A 19,980-nucleotide genomic window follows, 5' to 3' on the forward strand; every position below is an offset into this window, starting at 1 on the left:
CGTTTGCGCTGGCGCACGCGCATCCTGAAACGGAGCCGGCAAACGCTATAATGACCGCATGAACAGTCCCACTCCCCCTACCATGCGGCGCTTCATGCATAGCCACAGCGACGTTTGTATCGTCGGCAATGGCGCCATCGCGAAAACCACGGCGCTGGCGTTTGCCCAGGCAGGACAAAGCGTCACCCTGTTATCGCCGGCGAGTCCTCCGGCACCCATCGCCAAGCCGGTCGAAGCCAGTTGGGATGTGCGCGTGTATGCGCTCAATCACACGGCGCACCAGTTGCTGTCGTCGCTGAAGGTATGGGGTGCCCTGGAGGGCGACAGGGTGGCGCCCGTCGACGCCATGCTGGTCAACGGCGACGGCGCGCAGGCGGGCGGACTCGGTTTCGACGCCTACGGCGCCCATGTGAATACCCTGGCCTGGATCGTGGAAGACCGCAACCTGGGCCAGGCGCTGGACGCCGCCCTGAAATTCGCGCCGAACGTCAGCGTGCTGCAGGGCCGCGCCAGCCGCCTGGAATGGACGAACGACTCGGCCATCGTGTACCTCGATGGCGGCGACACCATCACCTGCGCATTGGTGGTGGGCGCGGATGGCGCCCAATCGTGGGTGCGCGGCCAGTGCGACATCGGCCTCGATTACCGCTCGTATGGCCAGCGCGGCGTGGTCAGCAACTTCGCCTGCGAAAAGCCGCACCATGGCGCGGCCCACCAGTGGTTTACGGGCAGCGAAGGCATCGTCGCGCTGCTGCCGCTGCCGGGCGAGCGCGTTTCACTGGTCTGGTCGGCGCCCGATGCGCTGGCCGATACCTTGATGGCCGAATCGGCCGACGCCCTGGCCGCGCGCCTGGCCGCGTATTGCCACGACAAACTTGGTAAACTGACGCCGCTGCAGCCGGAGCTGGTGCGCGCGTTTCCCCTGACCCTGATGCGCCCGCACGCCATGGTGGCGCCGCGCGTGGCGTTGGTGGGCGACGCCGCCCACGTGGTGCACCCGATGGCCGGCCACGGCATGAACCTGGGTTTTGCCGACGTGGCGCAGCTGGTCAAGACGATCAGCGAGCGCGAGGCGCACCGTGGCATCGGCGACGAGCGCGTGCTGGCCCGCTATGCGCGCGCGCGCAAGGAAGACGTGCTGCTGATGCAGCTGGCCACCGATGGCCTGGCGCGATTATTCGGCGCCGATCTGGAACCGCTGCGCGTGGTTCGCAATTTGGGATTAAACTTGCTGGATAAATTACCGGCCCTGAAGCGGAAAATGATTTCGCACGCATTGGGGCATCAGTGAAAATCAGTAAGTCTTAAGATATCGCTGGATAATGGTAGCAGTGAAAATTCAAGGTCGCCGCAGCTGGTCTGCGGCGATCGTTTTGTCAAAGAGATAACGACGTCGGGCCAGGGCCAGTTCCGTCAGGCGTTTCAAGTGGAGAAGTGATAGTGATAACAATGAACAGAAGCATGAGCAAAATCGCCTTGCTGATGGCCTCGGGCCTGATGATGTCGTGCGCCGGCGCGGAAACGCCAACGGAAGCGAGCATCAAAAAGCTGATCGAGCCGCGTCTGGGCGAAGGCGCCAAGGTCGATTCGGTCAAGGAAACGCCGTACGGCGGCCTGTACGAAGTGCGCACGGGTGGCGACATCCTGTACACGGACAAGGCCGCGCAATACCTGTTCGTGGGCCACGTCTTCGACGCCAAGACCTCGCAAGACCTGACCAAGGTGCGCCTGGACGAAGTCAATCGCATCAAGTTCTCCGACCTGCCGCTCGATTCGGCCATGAAATCCGTCAAGGGCAACGGCAAGCGCGTGATCGCCGTGTTCGAAGATCCGAACTGCGGCTATTGCAAGCGCTTCCGCCAGAACGCGCTGAAGGAAATCGACAACGTCACCGTCTACACCTTCATGTACAACATCCTGTCGCCGGACTCCATCGTCAAGTCGCGCAATGTCTGGTGCGCACCGGACCGCAACAAGGCCTGGGATGACTGGATGTTGAACGGCAAGGCACCGGCCACGGTGGCTGCCACTTGCGCCAACCCGCATGAAAAAATCCTGGCCCTGGGCCAGCAGTTGCGCGTCTCGGGCACGCCGGCCATCTTCTTTGCCGACGGCAGCCGCATCCCGGGCGCAGTCGATGCGAAAACGCTGGAACAGAAATTCTCGACCATTAAGTAATCCGGGCTGTCGCCAGGAAGGCTGGACGGCGCGCCCTCGCAAGGCGCGCTTTTTTTTGTACTTTTTTCCGCTGTCGTATCATCAAGTGTTGTTTGTAGACGCCATAACAATCCAAAAAGGGGAAGCAGCAGATGATTACCTTGAATATCAACGGACGCGACACGCAGGTCGACGCCGATCCTTCCACGCCCATCCTGTGGGCGCTGCGCGATAACCTGAACATGACGGGCACCAAATTCGGTTGCGGCGCGGCCCTGTGCGGCGCCTGCACGGTGCATCTCGACGGCCAGCCTATCCGCTCCTGCATCACGCCGATTTCCTCGGTCGGCGCACAAAAGATCACCACCATCGAAGCGATGGAAAACGACCAGGTGGGCAAGGCCGTGCAGGCGGCATGGGTGCGCCACGACGTGCCGCAATGCGGCTACTGTCAAAGCGGCCAGGTGATGAGCGCCACAGCGCTGTTGCGCAGCAACAAGGCGCCCAGCGATGCCGATATCGACGGCGCCATGAGCGGCAATATCTGCCGCTGCGGCACCTATCAACGGATCCGCGCAGCCATCAAGGACGCGGCCAAGACCCTGGCCTGAGGAGAGCGACATGCGTATCGAATGGTTGAATCAGGAAGCATTGCAGCATGGCGGCGTGACCCTGGGCGCGGCGCTGGCAGCGGCGCCGGTGGCTGTGGTTGGCGCGGCCGATGGCGTCTCGCGGCGCGGTTTCATGCAGGCCGGCGCGGTGGCTGGCGGCGGCTTGATGCTGGGCTTTTTCCTGCCCGGCGCAGGCAAGCTGGCGCAGGCGGCCGATGCCACCCCCGCCAAGCCCGTGTATGCGCCGAACGCCTTTTTGCACATCGCTCCCGATAATACGGTGACGGTGCAGGTGAACCGGCTGGAATTCGGCCAGGGCGTGCAAACGAGCTTGCCCATGCTGATCGCCGAGGAACTCGACGCCGACTGGTCGACGGTAACGGGCGCGCTGGCGCCGGCCGGCGAGCAGTACAAGGATGCCGCCTACGGCATGCAGATGACGGGCGGCTCCGGCAGCATCGCCCATTCGTTTACGCAGTACCGGGAAATTGGCGCCAAGGCGCGCGCCATGCTGGTAGGCGCCGCTGCCGCACAATGGAAAGTCAGTCCCGACCAGGTGCGCGCCGCGAAAGGCGTGCTGTACGGCCCCGGCGGGCAAAAGGCGACGTATGGCGAACTTGCCGACGCGGCCATGCGCCAACCGGTACCTGCCAGCGTCAAACTGAAGGACCCGCGCGACTTTGCCATCATCGGCAAACCCGTGAAACGGCTCGACGCGGCCGCCAAGTCCACGGGAAAACAGCAGTTCGGCATCGACTTCAAGCCGCCCGGCGCGAAAGTGGCCATGGTGGCGCGCCCGCCCGTGTTTGGCGCGAAAGTGGCGAAGTTCGACGCCAGCAAGGCCAAGGCCATCAAGGGCGTGCTGGAGGTGCTGGAAGTGAAGACCGACCGTGGCGGCAGCGGTGTGGCGGTGATTGCCGATGGCTACTGGCCGGCCAAGCAGGGACGCGACGCGCTGCTGATCGAGTGGGATAGCAGCGCGGTGGAAAAGGTCAGCAGCGACCAGCAGCTGGCGGCCTTCAAGGCGCTGGCCAAGACGCCGGGTACGGTGGCGCGCGCATTCGATGTCGCCGCATTATCCAAGGCGCCGAAAAAAATCGAGGCCGTCTACGAATTCCCCTATCTGGCACACGCGCCGATGGAGCCGCTCAACTGCGTCGTCGACCTGCAGGCCGACAAATGCACGATGTGGGTGGGCTCGCAATTCCAGACGGGCGACCAGGCTGCCATCGCGGCTACCTCCGGCTTGAAACCTGAGCAGGTGACGCTGCACACGATGATGGCGGGCGGCGGCTTCGGCCGGCGTGCCGTGCCGTCCTCCGACTACGTGGTCGAAGCCGTCAACGTCGCCAAGGCTTACCGGGCGGCGGGCAAGAGCGGTCCATTAAAGCTGATGTGGAGCCGCGAGGATGATATCAAGGGCGGCTACTACCGGCCGTCGCATGTGCACCGCGCGCAGATCGGCCTCGACGCCAAAGGGAAAATTCTCGCCTGGGACCATACCATCGTGGGCCAGTCCATCATGGCAGGCACGCCGTTCGAAGCCTTCATGGTGAAAAATGGCGTCGACGGCACCATGGTCGAAGGCATGGGCGAGCCGTACACCTTGCCGATGAAGCTGTCCGTGCACACGGCCAAGGCGAACGTGCCCGTGCTGTGGTGGCGCTCCGTCGGCTCGACGCACACGGCCTTCGTCATGGAAACCTTGATCGACGAAGCGGCGCATGTGGCGAAGATGGACCCCGTCGCCTACCGCAAGCAGCTGATCGACGCGAAGCACACGCGCCATATCGCCGCGCTGGACCTGGCCGTGGCCAAGTCCGGCTATGGCAGGAAGAAGCTGCCGAAAGGCCAAGCCTGGGGCGTGGCCATGCATGAATCGTTCAATTCCGTGGTCGCCTACGTGGTGACGGCGTCGGTGGTGGAAGGTGCGCCCAGGCTGCACCAGGTGTGGGCGGGCGTGCATTGCAACCTGGCCGTCAATCCCCTGACGATCGAGGCGCAAGTGCAGGGCGCCGCGCTGATGGCGCTGGGCATGACCATTCCCGGTGCTGCCATCACGCTCAAGGATGGCGTGGTGCAGCAGCAGAACTTCGGCGACTATCCTGTGCCGCGCATGCCCGACATGCCGGTGATCGAGGTGCACCTGGTGCCATCGGGCGACGCACCGACGGGCATGGGCGAACCGGGCGTGCCGCCGCTGGCGCCCGCGTTTGCCAATGCGCTGTTTGCCCTGACGGGCAAGCGCCTGCGCAAGCTGCCGTTCGACCTGGCGGCCGCATGACGGTAGCCGTTTTTTGAGTACGGTCGGCATCTTGCTGGCAGCCGGAAGGGGACGCAGGTTCGATCCTTCCGGCGTGCAGAACAAATTATTGCAGCCGTTGACGGAAGGCCCGCATACGGGCTTGCCCGTCGTGGTGGCGGCGGCCAGGAATATGCTGGCCGCTTTGCCGCGCGTGCTGGCCGTGGTGCGCGCCGACGATACTCAGGTGGCGCGCGCACTCGGTGCGCTGGGCTGCGAGGTGCGCGTCTGCCATGATGCGGACACGGGCATGGCCGCCTCGCTGACCTGCGCCATCGACTATGTGCGTGGTGCGCCGGGCTGGCTGATCGCCTTGGGCGACATGCCTTACGTAGAAGCGGCTACAATCGCCGCCTTGTCGCAAGCCATCGGCGATGGCGCGCATATCGCCGTGCCCGTGTTCCAGGGCCGGCGCGGCAATCCTGTCGCGTTCAGCGCCTTTCACTTGCCGCTGTTGCTGGCGCTCGATGGCGACCAGGGCGCGCGCAGCATCGTCAACAGCCATGCCGTATGCGACGTGGCAGTGGACGACAGCGGCATCTTGCGCGATATTGATACACCTGACGATTTGTCGCCGGTGCATGGCGCGCCCGGGCGACTTTAGAACATCCATGCCAGACACGAGATAAACATGAAAAAAGCTCCAATTAAAAAAAGCATCGCCAAGGCGCCCGCCGCCGGCATCATCTACAGCATCGCCGCCCTTGATCTGGCGGGCCACATGTTCAAGGTCACCTTGACGGTCAAGTCGCCGGCCGCCATCGGCCAGGTCTTGTCCTTGCCGGCCTGGATCCCGGGCAGCTACATGATCCGCGAATTTTCGCGCAACATCGTCAGCATCCGCGCCGAGTCCGAGGGCAAGGCCGTGGCGCTGAGCAAGCTGGACAAGCATTCGTGGCAAGCGGCTCCGTGCAAGGGCGCCTTGACGCTCGAATACGAGGTCTACGCCTGGGATTTGTCCGTGCGCGCCGCGCACCTGGACCAGAATCACGGCTTCTTCAACGGCACCAGCGTGTTCCTGCGCGTGCTGGGCCAGGAGGCCGAGCCGCACGAGGTGCACATCGTGCAGCCGAAGGATGCGGCCTGCAAGACCTGGAGAGTCGCCACCACACTGCCGGAACTCAAGGCGAAGCGCTATGGCTTCGGCAGTTACCAGGCGGCCAACTACGATGAGCTGATCGACCACCCGGTGGAGATGGGCGACTTCGCGCTGGCCACTTTCAAGGCGCATGGCGTGCCGCACGATATCGTCGTCACGGGCAAGGTGCCGAACCTGGACTTGCCGCGATTGTGCCGCGACCTGAAAGCCATCTGCGAAACGCAGATCGCCTTCTTCGAGCCGAAGACAAAAAAAGCGCCGATGGACCGCTATGTGTTCATGACCATGGCCGTCGGCGACGGTTACGGCGGCCTGGAACACCGTGCCTCGACGGCGCTGATTTGCGCCCGCGCCGACTTGCCGACGACGGCTTCAAGCAGTACGGAGATCGGCGAGGGCTACCTGAAATTCCTCGGCCTGTGCAGCCACGAGTACTTCCACACCTGGAACGTCAAGCGCATCAAGCCGGCCGCCTTTGCGCCGTACAACCTGCAGGCGGAAAGCTATTCGCCGCTGCTGTGGCTATTCGAAGGCTTCACCAGCTATTACGACGACCTGATGCTGGTGCGCGCGGGCCTGATCGACGAGGCAGCCTATTTCAAATTGCTGGGCAAGACCGTCAACAGTGTGCTGCGCGGCAGCGGCCGCAGCAAGCAAAGCGTGGCCGATTCCAGCTTCGACGCCTGGGGCAAGTACTACCGCCAGGATGAAAACGCGCCGAACGCCATCGTCAGCTATTACACCAAGGGTTCGCTGATCGCGCTGGCCTTCGACCTGACGATCCGCAGCAAGACGCATGGCGAGCAATCGCTGGACGACGTGATGCAGGCGCTGTGGCAGCGCTATGGCCGCGATTTCTACAAGGGCAAGGGAGAAGGAAAAGGCCGCGGCGTGACGCCGGCCGAAGTCGAAGCCCTGTTCGATGAGATTTCCGGCACGCGCATGAAGCCGTTCTTCGAGCGCTACATCCGCGGCACGGACGACGTGCCGCTGGCGCGCCTGCTGGCGCCATTCGGTGTCAAGTACAGCGACTCGCGCAAGGCGGAAAAGCCCAGCCTGGACGTCAACCTGGGCCGCGATGGCAACGACGCCAAACTGGCGCAGGTGCACCAGGGCGGCGCCGCCCACGTGGCTGGCCTGTCGGCGGGCGACGTGCTGGTGGCGGTCGATGGCTTGCGCGTGACGGGCACCAACCTCGATACCTTGCTGGGCCGTTACGCCGTCGGCGCCAGGGTGGCCATCCACGCCTTCCGCCGCGACGAGCTGATGACGTTTGCCACCGTATTGCAGGGCGACCGTGTTCCTGGCGTCAGCTTGACACTGCTGCCGGCGCCAAAGAAAGCCACGGGGCCGAAGCGTCCTAGCGCCGCATGACGCTCATGCTGATGAACATGCGTTAAGTCAGAAACCGGCCGTTATGGCCGGTTTTTCATTTCAGGATGCCACTTCTTGAATGCAAGTAATCCACCAATATTGGCGCTGTGCCATCATATTTACCGCAAATGAACTAATTTTCCTTCAACTAAACTAAAATTGCCGAACTGTTTCTTTTAGATCGCGCCCAACGTGCAAACCCTCGATCCACGAACGATCATGCTGATGACGACCCTGATGTGCGGGGCGATGAGCATTGTCATGTTCTCGGTGTATCGGAGTTTCCGGCGCGAGGTGCATGGCCTGGGACATTGGGCGGCCGGTTTGCTGTTGCTGGTGTGCGCATCGATGCTGTTCGGCACCCGCGAGGTGCTGCCGCCGGCACTGTCCATGATCGCAGCCAATGCGGCGCTGGTGGCCGGCATCGGCCTGTCGATGCTGGGCACGGAGAAATTCTATGGCCTGGCGACGAGCCGCCGCGCCTATCTGCTGATACTTGTCCTGGCCATCGCCGGCAATAGCTGGTGGCTGCTGGTGCACCCCGACTTCTCGGCGCGCGTGGCGGTCTTCTCCCTGCTGGTCTTCCTGTTTTATGCGCGCCAGGTGCAGCTGGTATGGCGCTACGGCGAGCGCCATTTTTCGAGTTTTTTCTTCGGTGTGCTGATGCTGCTGCAAGCTGTCGTGGTACTGGCGCGCGGCGTGTCGGCGTTGCTGCATGGCGGCGCCAGCGTGAACCTGGCGGTGGCCGGCACGCCGGCGGGCATCTATCTGGCGGTCGCCAATTTCATGGCGCTGCTGCTGACGGTGGGCTTCATGACGGTGGCGACGCGCCGCCTGCAGCAAATACTGGAGCGCCGCTCGACCCACGATCCGCTGACGCAGGTGCTGAACCGGCGCGGCTTTGGCGATGCCTATGCGCGCGAGATAGATAATCTGCGGCGCCGCCGTGTGCCATTGACACTGCTCAGCATCGACCTCGATTACTTCAAATTGATCAATGACCGCTACGGTCACGCGGTGGGAGACCAGGTGCTGGCGCATGTGGCCACCGTGATCAAAGGTGCCTTGCGCGAATCGGATTGCGTGGCGCGTTTCGGCGGCGAGGAGTTCGTCGTGCTGATGCCGGATATGCCTGTACATAATGCCCTGGGCGTGGCCGAACGCATACGCGCCTTGCTGCGCGAGTCCAGTCATGCGGGACTGCCTTCGTGTACCGTCAGCATAGGCGTCGCTTGCCAGGCCTCGGTGGTGGAGGGGCTGGAAGAATTGCTGTCGCGCGCCGATGCGGCCCTGTACCTGGCCAAGGAGCGGGGACGCGACCGCATCGAACTCGATGCTTGTGCGATTACTGAGGACCGGACAAGGTCCGCAGCTGAAATCGGTACTGCTCGTTGAACAGGAAGGTTTCGGAGAAATCGAAGGTCCGTGCGTGGCGGCGCATCAGGTGTGCCGCCGGCGGAAAGAACGCTGGCACGCGCCGCACGGCGGCCAGCGCCGCAGCCGAGGCTTCGCTGTCGCGTGAACGGTGTACATGTACGCTTTTCAGCTCGCCGTCGGGGCCGACGCTCAGGTCGAGCACGACGATGGCCGGCAGCATGGGCGGCAGGCGCCCGCTGAACGTATATTCTGCGTTGGCTGCCATGATCTGCTGCGCCACCAGCGACTTGTAGGCGTCGATGCTGGCGGCAAGCTGTAGCGCGGCCGGCGTGCGAGGGGGCGTAGGTGCGGGCGTGCGCGCCGCTGGCGGGGCCGCAGTCTGGCAAGCCGACAGCAGGCTGGCGGCGGCAAGGACGATCATCGCGTGTCTCATGCCTGCCAGCCTACCATGGTTTAACTGAACAGGCGTTCCAGTTCCACGCCGGGGTCGGGCGCGCGCATGAACGCTTCGCCCACCAGGAAGCTGTGGATGTGCGCATCGCGCATGCGTTGCACGTCGGCCGTGCTGTGGATGCCCGATTCCGTGATGATCAATTTGTCTTGCGGGATGCGCGGCAGCAGGCCGAGTGTCGTTTCCAGCGACGTTTCGAAGGTGCGCAGGTTGCGGTTGTTGATGCCGATCAGCGCGCTCTTGAGCTTGAGTGCCGCCGTCAGTTCGTCGCCATCGTGGCTTTCGATCAGCACGCCCATGCCCAGTTCGTGGGCGCACGCTTCCATTTCGGCCATCAGACCGTGGTCGAGCGCCGCGACGATCAGCAGGATGCAGTCGGCGCCCATGGCGCGCGCTTCATAGATCTGGTAAATGTCGACCATGAAGTCCTTGCGCAGCACGGGAATGGAGCAGGCGGCGCGCGCCTGCTGCAGATACGCCACGGATCCCTGGAAGAACTGTTCATCTGTCAGCACGGACAGGCAAGCCGCGCCATGCGCCGCATAGCTGGCGGCGATATCAAACGGGCGGAAGTCGGCGCGGATCACGCCCTTCGATGGCGACGCCTTTTTCACTTCGGCGATGATGCCGGGCTTGCCGGCGGCGATGTGCTGGCGCAGGCTCGCCTCGAAGCCGCGCAGATTTGCGCGCAGGGCGCTGTCGTTTTCCACGTCGCCGCGCAGGCTGGCCAGACTGCGGTGGGCTTTCGCCTTCGCCACTTCGTCGGCCTTCACGGCCAGGATTTTATCGAGTATGTCGGACATGATGGTCGCTATTCTATTAAGGAGGGCGAGGAGCTTACGCTTGCTTTGGTGTGCCAAGCTGCTGCGTCACCTGCACGAATTGTTCCAGTTTTGCCAGGGCGGCGCCCGAGCTGACGGCAGTGCGCGCACGCGCCAGGCCGTCTTCGATCGAGCTGGCCACGCCGGCCGCGTACAGCGCCGTGCCCGCGTTCAGGGCGACGATGTCTGCTGCCGCACCGGGTTCGCCGCGCAGGGCTTCCAGCATCTTGGCCTTCGATTCGATGGAGTCGGCCACCTTCAGGTTGCGGCTGGCGATCATCGACATGCCGAAGTCTTCCGGATGGATTTCATACTCGCGGATTTCGCCGTTGACCAGTTCGCCCACGAGGGTAGAGGCACCGAGCGACACTTCATCCATATTGTCGCGGCCATACACGACGATGGCATGCTGCGCGCCCAGGCGCTGCAGCACGCGCACCTGGATGCCGACCAGGTCGGCGTGGAATACGCCCATCAGAATGTTTGGCGCGCCGGCCGGATTCGTCAGCGGACCGAGGATATTGAAGATCGTGCGCACGCCCAGTTCGCGGCGCACGGGCGCCGCATGCTTCATGGCCGCATGGTGGTTCGGTGCATACATGAAGCCGATACCCGTTTGCGCGATCGACTGGGCGATCTGCTCGGGCTGCAGGTTGATGTTGACACCCAGCGAGTCGAGCACGTCGGCGCTGCCGGACGAGGAAGAGACGCTGCGTCCGCCATGCTTGGCCACGCGCGCGCCAGCTGCCGCCGCCACGAACATCGAGGCGGTGGAGATATTAAAAGTATGTGCGCCGTCGCCGCCCGTGCCGACGATGTCGAGCAGGTTGGTGGTGTCGGCCATGGGCACCTTGGTGGAAAACTCGCGCATCACTTGCGCGGCGGCGGCGATTTCGCCGATGGTTTCCTTTTTTACGCGCAGGCCCATGGTCAGCGCCGCGATCATGGTGGGCGACATTTCGCCGGACATGATCTGGCGGAACAGGTACAGCATTTCGTCGTGAAAGATTTCGCGGTGTTCGATGCAGCGCAGCAGGGCTTCTTGTGGGGTGATCGGCATGATGCTTCCTTCTTCAATGATGGCGCAGGAGGACACTGATGGCACGCCGTGGCGTGCGCATGGGATCAGCGCTCGAGGAAATTCTTCAGCAGGGCGTGGCCGTGCTCCGAGAGGATCGATTCGGGGTGGAATTGCACGCCCTCGATATCGTATTCCCGGTGGCGCACGCCCATGATTTCGCCGTCGTCCGTCCACGCCGTCACTTCCAGGCAGGAAGGCAGCGAGGCGCGTTCGATCGCCAAAGAGTGGTAGCGGATCACTGTGAAGGGGCTGGGAATGTCCTTGAAGACGCCCACGCCCGTATGCGCGATGAGGGAAGTTTTTCCATGCATGACCTGCTTGGCACGGATGACCTTGCCGCCAAACGCCTCGCCGATGGCCTGGTGGCCCAGGCATACGCCGAGTATCGGTTTCTTGCCGGCGAAGTGCTTGAGCACTGCCACCGAAATGCCCGCCTGTGCCGGCGCTTTCGGGCCGGGCGAGATGCAGATGCGGTCCGGGTTCAGCGCTTCGATTTGTTCGAGCGTGATTTCATCATTGCGGTAGACCCGCACGTCTTCGCCCAACTCGCCGAAATACTGCACGATGTTGTAGGTGAAGGAGTCGTAGTTGTCGATCATCAGCAGCATCTTAAAACTCCCCATCCAGGCCATCTTGCACTTGTTCGGCGGCGCGCAATACGGCGCGCGCCTTGTTTTCGGTTTCCTGCCATTCCATTTCGGGGATCGAGTCGGCCACGATGCCGGCCGCAGCCTGCACATACAGCATGCCGTCCTTGATCACGCCCGTGCGGATGGCGATCGCCACATCCATTTCGCCGCCAAACGACAGGTAGCCACAGGCGCCGCCATAGATGCCGCGCTTGGTGATTTCCAGCTCGTCGATCACTTCCATGGCGCGCACTTTCGGCGCACCCGTCAGGGTGCCGGCGGGGAAGGTGGCGCGTAGCACGTCCAGGTTCGAGAGGCCATCTTTCAGCGTGCCTTCCACGTTCGAGACGATGTGCTGCACGTGCGAGTATTTTTCGATGACCATGCGGTCGGTGACGTGCACGCTGCCCGTTTCGGCGATGCGGCCGATGTCGTTGCGCGCCAGGTCGATCAGCATCACGTGCTCGGCGATCTCTTTCGGATCGGCCAGCAGTTCGGCCGACAATTCGGCGTCGCGCTCTGGCGTGGCGCCGCGCGGACGGGTGCCGGCGATGGGACGCAAGGTGACTTTATTGCCGCCGTCCGCCAGCTTCTCGTTGCGCACCAAAATTTCGGGCGAGGCGCCGATGATCTGCATGTCGCCGAAATTATAGAAGTACATATACGGCGACGGATTGAGCGAACGCAGGGCGCGGTACAGGGTCAGCGGCGAATCGACATACGGTTTACGGATGCGCTGGCCGATCTGCACCTGCATCAAGTCGCCGGCCATCACGTATTCATGCGCCTTGGCGACGGCCTTCAGGTAGTCTTCCTTGGAAAAGTCGCGGATGGTTTCCGTGCGTACGGAGGCGCTGGTGACGGGCGCATCGACGCCGCGGCGCAGCATTATGCGCAAGTCTTTCAGGCGCTGGCGCGCTTTCGAGAACGACTCGGGTTGCGTGGTGTCGGCATACACGATCAGGTAGAGTTTGCCGGACAGGTTGTCGATGACGGCCAGTTCTTCCGTCACCATCAACTGGATGTCGGGCAGGTTCAAGTCGTCTTTCGGCGCGCCGCCGGCCAGCTTTTTCTCGATGTGGCGCACGGTGTCGTAGCCGAAGTAGCCGGCCAGGCCGCCGCAAAAGCGCGGCATGCCGGGGCGCAGGGCCACCTTGAAGCGCGATTGGTACTGTTCGATGAAGTCGAGCGGATTGCCTTCGTGCTCTTCGATCACGGCGCCGTTCCTGACGATCTCGGTGCGGTTGCCATGGCTGCGCAGCACCGTGGTGGCGGGCAGGCCGATGAAGGAATAGCGGCCGAAGCGTTCGCCGCCGACGACAGATTCGAGCAAGAAGGTGTTCTTGCCGCCTTGCTGGGTTTGCGCCAGTTTCAGGTATAGCGTGAGCGGGGTTTCCAGGTCGGCAAAAGCTTCCGCGATCAGGGGGATGCGGTTGTAGCCTTGCTGGGACAGCGATTTGAATTCGAGTTCGGTCATGTGTTTCTCCATGCCGCCAGGGTACGCGTGTGCGTCGTGCTTAAAAGCACAGATCCTGCGGTGGGTTATCAAAAAACCTGCCGGCGCATACAACACGCAAATGCGCGCGTGCCGCCGACAGCAATCTTACACGGCTCGGCCCTTAGGCCTGCCAGGATTGCCAGCGTCGCCAAAGCCAGGCCTCAATCGAGCCGGTTTGGGTGACATTGTGTTTTTTGATGAGAAACGTGTTCACGATATGGTGTTAGGTAGGGTCAGTATGCTGGTCTGTTGTGCATGCTAATAAAATGCGCCGCTTCGAGCAGCGTATTTACTATACCATCGGAATCGGTGTCGTGTATAGAGTGTCCGTGGTTGTAACCATACGGTACGGTCAACACGGGGCAAGCCGCAGCCCGTGCCGCTTGCGCGTCATTCGAGGAGTCGCCGATGGCCACCACTTTGGCGGGCGCCAGGTCGAAGTCCGCACACACTTGCAGCAGCGGCATGGGATGCGGTTTTTTCTGCGGCAGCGAATCACCGCCGTAGACGATCTCGAAATACTGCGCCAGGTTTTTCTGTTGCAGCAGGGGCAGGGCGAAGGCGATCGGCTTGTTGGTGACGCAGGCCAGGCGCAGGCCCGCCGCCTTCATCGCCGCCAGGCCTGCTTCCACGTCCGGGTACAGGGTGCTGTACTGGCCGTTGACGGCCAGGTAGTGGCGCTGGTAGGCGTCCATGGCGTGCTCGAAATGCTGTTCCACGCCGGCCGCGTCGAAGTCGAGTGCCAGTACGGCGCGGATCAGGTTTTCCGAGCCCTTGCCCACCATCAGCTTGATGGCGTCGGCGCTGATGGGCGCCAGATCGAATTCGGCGCGCATGCCGTTGATGGCGACATGAAAATCGGGCACGGTGTCGAGCATCGTGCCATCGAGGTCGATGATGGCGGCGCGCACGCCGGCCAGTACGTGGTCTTTTACCATGCCCGCTTGCATCAGGCGCCCGTCACTTTTGCCAATTCGGCACGCATGGCGTCGATGACTGCCTTGTAATCCGGCTTGCCGAAGATGGCCGAGCCGGCGACGAAGGTGTCGGCGCCGGCGGCAGCGGCGGCGCCGATGTTGTCGATCTTGATGCCGCCATCGACTTCCAGCATGATGTCACGGCCCGATTCGTCGATCATGCGGCGCGCTTCGGCGATTTTTTTCAGCGCTTGCGGAATGAAGGACTGGCCGCCGAAGCCCGGGTTGACCGACATGATCAGGATGATGTCGATCTTGTCCATCACGTGTTCCAGGTAGTGCAGCGGCGTGCCCGGGTTGAACACCAGGCCCGATTTGCAGCCATTGTCGCGGATCAGCTGCAAGGAACGGTCAAGGTGATCCGACGCTTCCGGATGGAAGGTGATGATGTTCGCGCCAGCCTTGGCGAAATCCGGGATAATGCGATCGACAGGCTTGACCATCAGATGCACATCGATGGGTACTTGCACGTGCGGGCGAATCGCTTCGCACACCAGCGGGCCGATGGTCAGGTTCGGCACATAATGGTTATCCATCACGTCGAAGTGGATGATGTCGGCGCCGGCGGTAACGACGTTGCGCACTTCCTCGCCCAGGCGGGCAAAGTCGGCGGACAGGATGCTGGGAGCGATACGGAATGTTGTCATGGTGGCTTAGGGCTAAGAGTAGAAAGTGCGAAGATGCGCTATTTTACGCTTGACGCCGTTACCATGCCTTACTGGAACGCAGAATACACGGCGCGCGATGGCCAATGCGGCGCGCGCGACACACAATATACGACTGGCAATGTCTGAATAGGAATGACGATGGCGACTTATGAATTTACGGTAACGGTCAAGACACAATATCTGCCCGAGCAATCGGCCCCCGACCAGGGGCGGCACGTGTTCAGCTACACGATTCGCGTCGTCAACACGGGCACGGCAGGCGCGCAACTGATTTCGCGCCACTGGGTCATCACGGATGCGAACAACAAGGTGGAAGAGGTGCGTGGCCTGGGCGCCGTCGGCCACCAGCCGCTGCTGCAGCCGGGCGAGCAGTTCGAATACACGAGCGGCACCATGCTGGGCACGCCGCAAGGCTCGATGCACGGCGAATACTTCTGCGTGGCCGAGGATGGTCATCAGTTCGAAGCGTCGATTCCCGAGTTTGTGCTGTCGGTGCCGCGTACCCTGCATTAACGCAACGCCGGGGGCTTGCCCCCTTACTTCAGCTTTTCGGTGCTGTCCTGTTCTTCGCCGAGTTGCTTGCGCGCCGGTGGCGCGGGTTTTTTACCCGAATACATGGTCCACCAGACTATAAATGCCAGCAAGAAGAACGCTACCAGCGCCTCTATCATCAAGATCCACATACGCACCCCTATGTTATTTACCCGCAGCTTAGTATTTACCCGCCGTCTGTTGACACGCGGTAGTCTACCCGTTTCAGTCGGCGCCGTCGCGCTTGCGCTTTCCGCCTGTACCACGCCGTCCACCCCACCCGCTGCCACCGGCGGCAAGGCGCCAGCCATCGCCCCGACCGTCGTCAGGCCGGTGCCGGCCAAGCCGGCCGAGGCCAAGGATGCCAAGGATGCCAAGGACGCGACCGATGCTGCGGCCCCAACGTTCGTGCCCGCCAAATTTGCCGCTTTGCCAGGCTGGGCCCGCGACGACATGCGCGCCGCCTGGCCCGCGTTCATGGCTTCGTGCGGCGTGTTGGTGAAGCGCCCGGACTGGAAGGAATCGTGCACGATTGCGCGTCAGGTGAATGCTGATAGCGACAAGGCCATCCGCCTGTTCTTCGAGACCTTCTTTGTGCCCAATCAAGTCGTCACCGCCGATGGCGCCAGTACCGGCTTGGTGACGGGCTACTACGAGCCGCTGCTGCATGGCGCGCGCAAGCGGGGCGGTCCATACCAGACGCCGCTGTACAAGGTGCCAGACGATCTCGTTTCGGTGGACTTGTCAGGCATATATCCGGAATTGAAGAACATGCGCTTGCGGGGCAAGCTGGTGGGCAAGAAGGTGATCCCGTACGCGACCCGCGCCGACATCGAGCGCGCCACGGCAGTTACGGGCAAGGAATTGCTGTGGGTGGATGACGAAGTCGAAGCGTTCTTCCTGCAAGTGCAGGGTTCCGGGCGCGTGCAACTGACCGATACGCAGGAAACCGTGCGCGTGGCATATGCGGACCAGAATGGCCACCCGTACAAATCCATCGGCCGCTACCTGGTCGACAAGGGCGAGCTGACGCTCAGCCAGGCGTCCGCGCAGGGCATCAAGGCGTGGATCGCCGGCCACCCCACGCGCAAAGATGAATTGTTCAACGCCAATCCGAGCTATGTCTTTTTCAAGGAAGAGCGCCTGCCCGACCCGAAAGTGGGGCCGAAGGGCGCATTGGGCGTGCCGTTGACGCCGCAGCGCTCGGTGGCCATCGATTCGCGCTTCCTGCCGCTGGGTGCGCCCGTGTTCCTGTCCACCACGCAAGCCAATAGCGAGATTCCCATGCAGCGGCTGGTGATGGCGCAGGATACGGGCGGCGCCATTCGCGGCCCCATCCGGGTCGACTACTTCTTTGGTTTCGGTGCGGAAGCGGCCGAGAATGCGGGCCGCATGAAGCAGAGTGGCGCCGTGTGGGTGTTGTTGCCGAAGCAGGCGCCGGCGCGCTGAGATTCTCGCGGCGCCGGGCAGTTCGTGGTGTCGCTTAGCGCAGGACCATGACTGGTAAATGGGTATGCGCCAGCACTTTTTGCGTTTCGCTGCCCACGAACAGCTTGTTCAAGCCTTTGCGGCCATGCGAGGCCATCAGGATGATGTCGCAATGGTAGGTTTGCGCCGCATTGACGATTTCCTCGTGCGGGCTGGGCGAGACGACGACCACGCCTTCGAAGGGCACGCCGACGGCGCGCGCCGCTTCACCGATCTTGTCGACGGCGCGTTGCGATGCTTCCTGCATCTGCTGTTCATACAGGCTGGCGTCGAGCACGATGCCACCATCGGCCATCGGCGAGAACGGAAACGGTTGCACCACGCTGAGGGCGACCAGCTTGGCCTTGTTCAATTGAGCAAAGGCGAGGGCCGTCTCGGCCGCTTTGTCGGACAGCGGCGAGCCGTCGGTGGGAAATAAGATGGTGTTAAACATGACGTGCTCCTAGAGTGATGTAAGACAGCTTATGGATTTACCTCAATTAATTCCTTGATGTAAATCAAAACTCACAGGCTTTGGCATGAATAGTGTCGCCAAGGCAATCTTTCAGCAGTGTATGCCCGTTTATCGCTTCAGGTGCGCACGCTACGCAGCGGCGTGCCCCACACCATGGCGATCGTCAGTGCGATGCTGCCTGCCGCGATGCAGGCCAGCCCATTGCGCACGCCAAAGTGTTCCGCTACCCAGCCGGCGGCCAGCGCGCCCAGTGGCGCCGTCGCCACCGTCAGGAAACGCATGGTCGAGGTCATGCGGCCCAGCATGGGGTCGGGTGTGACTTTCTGGCGCAAGCCCAGGTAGGGAATAAAGAACAGCATCACGCCGCAATCAAAAAAGAACATCAGTACGGCATACGCCACAGCGCTGGCGGCTGCGTTGCCGAACAAGGCGGCGGGGATGGTGGGCGTCAGGGCAAAGCAGACGGAGGTGGACGCCAGTCCGATCAGAATGGTGCGGCCGGCGCCATAGCGGCGCGTCAATGGCTTGACGATGAAGGCGCTCAGCAGCACGCCGGCGCCCCCGAGCATCTGCGTCATGCCCAGCACGCCAGGACTCATGCCCAGGTCGCGCGTGGCAAACAGCACCGTCAAGGCCATGCTGGCGTAAAACAGGAAGTGCCAGATGCCGGCGCCCCAGGCCAGCGCACGCAGCAGCGGTTCGCGCCAGACAAACAGCAAGCCGTCGGCGATGTCGCGCAAGGCGTGTTTGTCGGACGGCGCGGGACGTGGATCGCGCACGCTCATGGCGCGCAAATTGATTACAGAAACCAGATAACCGCAAGCCGTGCACAGGATGGCGACGGGCGCCGACAGGACTTGCACCAGCACGCCGGCCAGGCCGGGACCGATCAGGCGCGAAGCCGATTCGGTGGCAGCAAATTTTGATTGCGCATCGATCAAGCCGTCGCGGCCCACCAGGAAGGTCAGGAAAACCTGTTCCGCGCCGCCACCGACGACGAAGCCCGTGCCGATGATGAATCCCACTATATATAACCAGGGCATCGACAGCACGCCGCACCAGTAGGCGACGGCGACGCTGGCCAGCGCCAGGCCCGACATGGTTTCGCTGAACAGCATGATCGGGTGCTTGCTGCGCCGGTCCAGCAGCACGCCGACGGGCAAGCCGAAGAGGGCAAACGGCAGCGCCTGCAGGGCGACGAGCACCCCCATTTGTTCTGGCGTCGCATGTAATAACAATACCGCGCACAGGGGAAGGGCCAGCGAGGTGATCTGGGCGCCGAAGCAATTGAGGCCGTTGCTGAACCACAAGCGGAGAAAATTGACGCTGGCGGCGCTGCCGTCGCCGCGCAGGTGGCGGGCGCAGTACTGGAAGAAGGAAGAGAGAATACGCTGCTCGATAAAGGTGATCGGGCTCACAATAATAGCAGCGCACCTGCCGCGCCGCCGCCGTTAGCCGCTACAATCGTCACACCGTTCATCCAGAGGAGACACTATGCAATACGAAGACTTGATCATCGATATCCAGGACAAAGTGGCGGTCATCCGCCTGAACCGCCCGAAGGCACTCAACGCCTTGAACGACAACATGATGAATGAGCTGGGCGACGCCCTGCTGAAATTCGACGCGGACGAGAATATCGGCTGCATCGTGCTCACGGGCAGCGAAAAAGCGTTTGCTGCTGGCGCCGATATCGCCGCCATGGCTGATTACACCTACCCGGACACCTTTACCCAGGGTTACATCAGCCGCAACTGGGAGCATATCTTGCGCGTGCGCAAACCGGTGGTGGGCGCCGTAGCTGGCTACGCACTTGGTGGTGGCTGTGAACTTGCCATGATGTGCGATTTCCTGATCGCCGCCGACAGCGCCAAATTCGGTCAACCGGAAATCAAGGTTGGCGTCACGCCGGGCGCAGGCGGCACGCAGCGTCTGCCGCGCGCCATTGGCAAGGCCAAGGCCATGGATCTGCTGCTGACGGCGCGCACCATCGACGCTGCCGAGGCGGAACGCATCGGCCTGGTGTCGCGCGTGGTGCCAGCCGATAAATTGCTGGAAGAAACCCTGGCCGCCGCCAAGACCATCGCCGCCATGCCGACCTCGGTTGCCATGATGATCAAGGATTGCGTCAACCGCGCCTTCGAAACCACGCTGACCGATGGCGTCGCCTACGAGCGGCGCTTGTTCCAGGCTGCCTTCGGCACGCCTGCTCAAAAAGAAGGCATGCACGCTTTCCTGGAAAAGCGCTTGCCAAACTTCGATGGTCTTTGATATGATTCGCCTCCCCGATGAGACGCACTAGTTTGCGGCACAAAAGGGACAGCCTTCAGGGGCTGGGTAGTAGAAAAGAAGGTTGACGGATTTGGCGAAATGCTTCATACTCTTCCTTCTTCGCAGCTGACAAACACAACGCTTTGTCAATAGCGCGAAAGCAGTACCGAATACCGTTCTTTAACAATTAA

At 62.4% G+C, this 19,980-nt stretch carries 20 protein-coding genes; 10 read left to right on the plus strand and 10 right to left on the minus strand.

Features of this window, described 5'->3' with window-relative positions; genetic code table 11:
* Nucleotides 1-58 precede the first annotated feature (58 nt).
* From CNX70_RS04425 to CNX70_RS04455, 7 genes are all read left to right on the plus strand, one after another.
* Nucleotides 59-1,291, plus strand: a complete 1,233-nt coding sequence (locus tag CNX70_RS04425) for an FAD-dependent monooxygenase (protein WP_244199036.1) — start codon at nucleotides 59-61, stop codon at nucleotides 1,289-1,291.
* A gap of 170 nt (nucleotides 1,292-1,461) precedes the next feature.
* Entirely contained in the window at nucleotides 1,462-2,178 is a 717-nt protein-coding gene (locus CNX70_RS04430) for a DsbC family protein (RefSeq protein WP_242428528.1), read from the plus strand.
* Nucleotides 2,179-2,309: 131 nt separating this feature from the next.
* Complete coding sequence (locus CNX70_RS04435) at nucleotides 2,310-2,768, plus strand: (2Fe-2S)-binding protein (protein WP_071079595.1); 459 nt, start codon at nucleotides 2,310-2,312, stop codon at nucleotides 2,766-2,768.
* A gap of 10 nt (nucleotides 2,769-2,778) precedes the next feature.
* Nucleotides 2,779-5,052 (plus strand): xanthine dehydrogenase family protein molybdopterin-binding subunit, encoded by a 2,274-nt coding sequence (locus CNX70_RS04440; protein ID WP_096233729.1) that lies wholly within the window; start codon nucleotides 2,779-2,781, stop codon nucleotides 5,050-5,052.
* 13 nt (nucleotides 5,053-5,065) lie between these two features.
* Complete coding sequence (locus CNX70_RS04445) at nucleotides 5,066-5,674, plus strand: nucleotidyltransferase family protein (protein WP_096233730.1); 609 nt, start codon at nucleotides 5,066-5,068, stop codon at nucleotides 5,672-5,674.
* A 27-nt stretch (nucleotides 5,675-5,701) separates the two neighbouring features.
* Nucleotides 5,702-7,543, plus strand: a complete 1,842-nt coding sequence (locus CNX70_RS04450) for a M61 family metallopeptidase (protein ID WP_096233731.1) — start codon at nucleotides 5,702-5,704, stop codon at nucleotides 7,541-7,543.
* Nucleotides 7,544-7,762: 219 nt separating this feature from the next.
* Nucleotides 7,763-8,938, plus strand: coding sequence for a GGDEF domain-containing protein (locus CNX70_RS04455; RefSeq protein ID WP_096233732.1), 1,176 nt, complete (start codon nucleotides 7,763-7,765; stop codon nucleotides 8,936-8,938).
* On the opposite strand, the gene CNX70_RS04460 is transcribed toward CNX70_RS04455, so the two are convergent.
* From CNX70_RS04460 to rpe, 7 genes are all read right to left on the minus strand, one after another.
* Nucleotides 8,889-9,353 carry an energy transducer TonB gene (locus CNX70_RS04460; protein ID WP_157750903.1) on the minus strand — a complete coding sequence of 155 codons (465 nt, stop codon included), beginning with the start codon at nucleotides 9,351-9,353 and terminating at the stop codon, nucleotides 8,889-8,891. The two genes, CNX70_RS04455 and CNX70_RS04460, sit on opposite strands and share 50 nt — an antisense overlap.
* Before the next feature lie 20 nt (nucleotides 9,354-9,373).
* On the minus strand, nucleotides 9,374-10,174 hold the full coding sequence (trpC, locus tag CNX70_RS04465) for an indole-3-glycerol phosphate synthase TrpC (RefSeq protein WP_096233734.1): 801 nt from the start codon (nucleotides 10,172-10,174) through the stop codon (nucleotides 9,374-9,376).
* A 34-nt stretch (nucleotides 10,175-10,208) separates the two neighbouring features.
* On the minus strand, nucleotides 10,209-11,252 hold the full coding sequence (trpD, locus tag CNX70_RS04470) for an anthranilate phosphoribosyltransferase (RefSeq protein ID WP_096233735.1): 1,044 nt from the start codon (nucleotides 11,250-11,252) through the stop codon (nucleotides 10,209-10,211).
* A gap of 65 nt (nucleotides 11,253-11,317) precedes the next feature.
* Nucleotides 11,318-11,881, minus strand: a complete 564-nt coding sequence (locus CNX70_RS04475) for an aminodeoxychorismate/anthranilate synthase component II (protein ID WP_096233736.1) — start codon at nucleotides 11,879-11,881, stop codon at nucleotides 11,318-11,320.
* A gap of 1 nt (nucleotide 11,882) precedes the next feature.
* Nucleotides 11,883-13,379, minus strand: a complete 1,497-nt coding sequence (gene trpE / locus CNX70_RS04480; RefSeq protein WP_096233737.1) for an anthranilate synthase component I — start codon at nucleotides 13,377-13,379, stop codon at nucleotides 11,883-11,885.
* Nucleotides 13,380-13,633: 254 nt separating this feature from the next.
* Complete coding sequence (locus CNX70_RS04485) at nucleotides 13,634-14,338, minus strand: phosphoglycolate phosphatase (protein ID WP_096238269.1); 705 nt, start codon at nucleotides 14,336-14,338, stop codon at nucleotides 13,634-13,636.
* Nucleotides 14,339-14,349: 11 nt separating this feature from the next.
* Nucleotides 14,350-15,024: a ribulose-phosphate 3-epimerase gene (gene rpe / locus CNX70_RS04490; protein ID WP_071079585.1), complete on the minus strand. Its 675-nt coding sequence runs from the start codon at nucleotides 15,022-15,024 to the stop codon at nucleotides 14,350-14,352.
* A gap of 159 nt (nucleotides 15,025-15,183) precedes the next feature.
* Between rpe and apaG the strand changes: the two genes are divergently transcribed.
* On the plus strand, nucleotides 15,184-15,558 hold the full coding sequence (gene apaG, locus CNX70_RS04495; protein WP_071079584.1) for a Co2+/Mg2+ efflux facilitator ApaG/CorD: 375 nt from the start codon (nucleotides 15,184-15,186) through the stop codon (nucleotides 15,556-15,558).
* A 23-nt stretch (nucleotides 15,559-15,581) separates the two neighbouring features.
* Here the strand turns inward: apaG and CNX70_RS28495 are convergent, their stop codons facing one another.
* Nucleotides 15,582-15,728 (minus strand): hypothetical protein, encoded by a 147-nt coding sequence (locus CNX70_RS28495; protein ID WP_165829277.1) that lies wholly within the window; start codon nucleotides 15,726-15,728, stop codon nucleotides 15,582-15,584.
* A 49-nt stretch (nucleotides 15,729-15,777) separates the two neighbouring features.
* Between CNX70_RS28495 and mltA the strand changes: the two genes are divergently transcribed.
* Complete coding sequence (gene mltA, locus CNX70_RS04505; RefSeq protein WP_244199038.1) at nucleotides 15,778-17,025, plus strand: murein transglycosylase A; 1,248 nt, start codon at nucleotides 15,778-15,780, stop codon at nucleotides 17,023-17,025.
* A gap of 34 nt (nucleotides 17,026-17,059) precedes the next feature.
* Here mltA and CNX70_RS04510 read toward each other — a convergent pair whose 3' ends face one another.
* Together CNX70_RS04510 and CNX70_RS04515 are read right to left on the minus strand one after the other, a co-directional pair.
* Nucleotides 17,060-17,497 carry a universal stress protein gene (locus CNX70_RS04510; RefSeq protein ID WP_096233739.1) on the minus strand — a complete coding sequence of 146 codons (438 nt, stop codon included), beginning with the start codon at nucleotides 17,495-17,497 and terminating at the stop codon, nucleotides 17,060-17,062.
* Nucleotides 17,498-17,634: 137 nt separating this feature from the next.
* On the minus strand, nucleotides 17,635-18,936 hold the full coding sequence (locus CNX70_RS04515) for an MFS transporter (RefSeq protein ID WP_244199039.1): 1,302 nt from the start codon (nucleotides 18,934-18,936) through the stop codon (nucleotides 17,635-17,637).
* Nucleotides 18,937-19,012: 76 nt separating this feature from the next.
* Between CNX70_RS04515 and CNX70_RS04520 the strand changes: the two genes are divergently transcribed.
* Nucleotides 19,013-19,789, plus strand: a complete 777-nt coding sequence (locus CNX70_RS04520; RefSeq protein WP_070282850.1) for an enoyl-CoA hydratase — start codon at nucleotides 19,013-19,015, stop codon at nucleotides 19,787-19,789.
* Nucleotides 19,790-19,980 lie beyond the last annotated feature (191 nt).

It is taken from the genome of Janthinobacterium svalbardense (assembly GCF_002327145.1).
GTDB classification, from domain to species: Bacteria; Pseudomonadota; Gammaproteobacteria; order Burkholderiales; family Burkholderiaceae_D; genus Janthinobacterium; species Janthinobacterium tructae.

Excerpts from the sequence above, each read along its gene's own strand:
- CNX70_RS04425 (WP_244199036.1), top strand. The coding sequence starts at position 59 with ATGAACAGTCCCACTCCCCCTACCATGCGGCGCTTCATGCATAGCCAC.
- CNX70_RS04430 (WP_242428528.1), top strand. The coding sequence starts at position 1,462 with ATGAGCAAAATCGCCTTGCTGATGGCCTCGGGCCTGATGATGTCGTGC.
- CNX70_RS04435 (WP_071079595.1), top strand. The coding sequence starts at position 2,310 with ATGATTACCTTGAATATCAACGGACGCGACACGCAGGTCGACGCCGAT.
- CNX70_RS04440 (WP_096233729.1), top strand. The coding sequence starts at position 2,779 with ATGCGTATCGAATGGTTGAATCAGGAAGCATTGCAGCATGGCGGCGTG.
- CNX70_RS04450 (WP_096233731.1), top strand. The coding sequence starts at position 5,702 with ATGAAAAAAGCTCCAATTAAAAAAAGCATCGCCAAGGCGCCCGCCGCC.
- CNX70_RS04455 (WP_096233732.1), top strand. The coding sequence starts at position 7,763 with ATGCTGATGACGACCCTGATGTGCGGGGCGATGAGCATTGTCATGTTC.
- CNX70_RS04460 (WP_157750903.1), bottom strand. The coding sequence starts at position 9,353 with ATGAGACACGCGATGATCGTCCTTGCCGCCGCCAGCCTGCTGTCGGCT.
- trpC (WP_096233734.1), bottom strand. The coding sequence starts at position 10,174 with ATGTCCGACATACTCGATAAAATCCTGGCCGTGAAGGCCGACGAAGTG.
- trpD (WP_096233735.1), bottom strand. The coding sequence starts at position 11,252 with ATGCCGATCACCCCACAAGAAGCCCTGCTGCGCTGCATCGAACACCGC.
- CNX70_RS04475 (WP_096233736.1), bottom strand. The coding sequence starts at position 11,881 with ATGCTGCTGATGATCGACAACTACGACTCCTTCACCTACAACATCGTG.
- trpE (WP_096233737.1), bottom strand. The coding sequence starts at position 13,379 with ATGACCGAACTCGAATTCAAATCGCTGTCCCAGCAAGGCTACAACCGC.
- CNX70_RS04485 (WP_096238269.1), bottom strand. The coding sequence starts at position 14,338 with ATGGTAAAAGACCACGTACTGGCCGGCGTGCGCGCCGCCATCATCGAC.
- rpe (WP_071079585.1), bottom strand. The coding sequence starts at position 15,024 with ATGACAACATTCCGTATCGCTCCCAGCATCCTGTCCGCCGACTTTGCC.
- apaG (WP_071079584.1), top strand. The coding sequence starts at position 15,184 with ATGGCGACTTATGAATTTACGGTAACGGTCAAGACACAATATCTGCCC.
- CNX70_RS28495 (WP_165829277.1), bottom strand. The coding sequence starts at position 15,728 with ATGTGGATCTTGATGATAGAGGCGCTGGTAGCGTTCTTCTTGCTGGCA.
- CNX70_RS04510 (WP_096233739.1), bottom strand. The coding sequence starts at position 17,497 with ATGTTTAACACCATCTTATTTCCCACCGACGGCTCGCCGCTGTCCGAC.
- CNX70_RS04520 (WP_070282850.1), top strand. The coding sequence starts at position 19,013 with ATGCAATACGAAGACTTGATCATCGATATCCAGGACAAAGTGGCGGTC.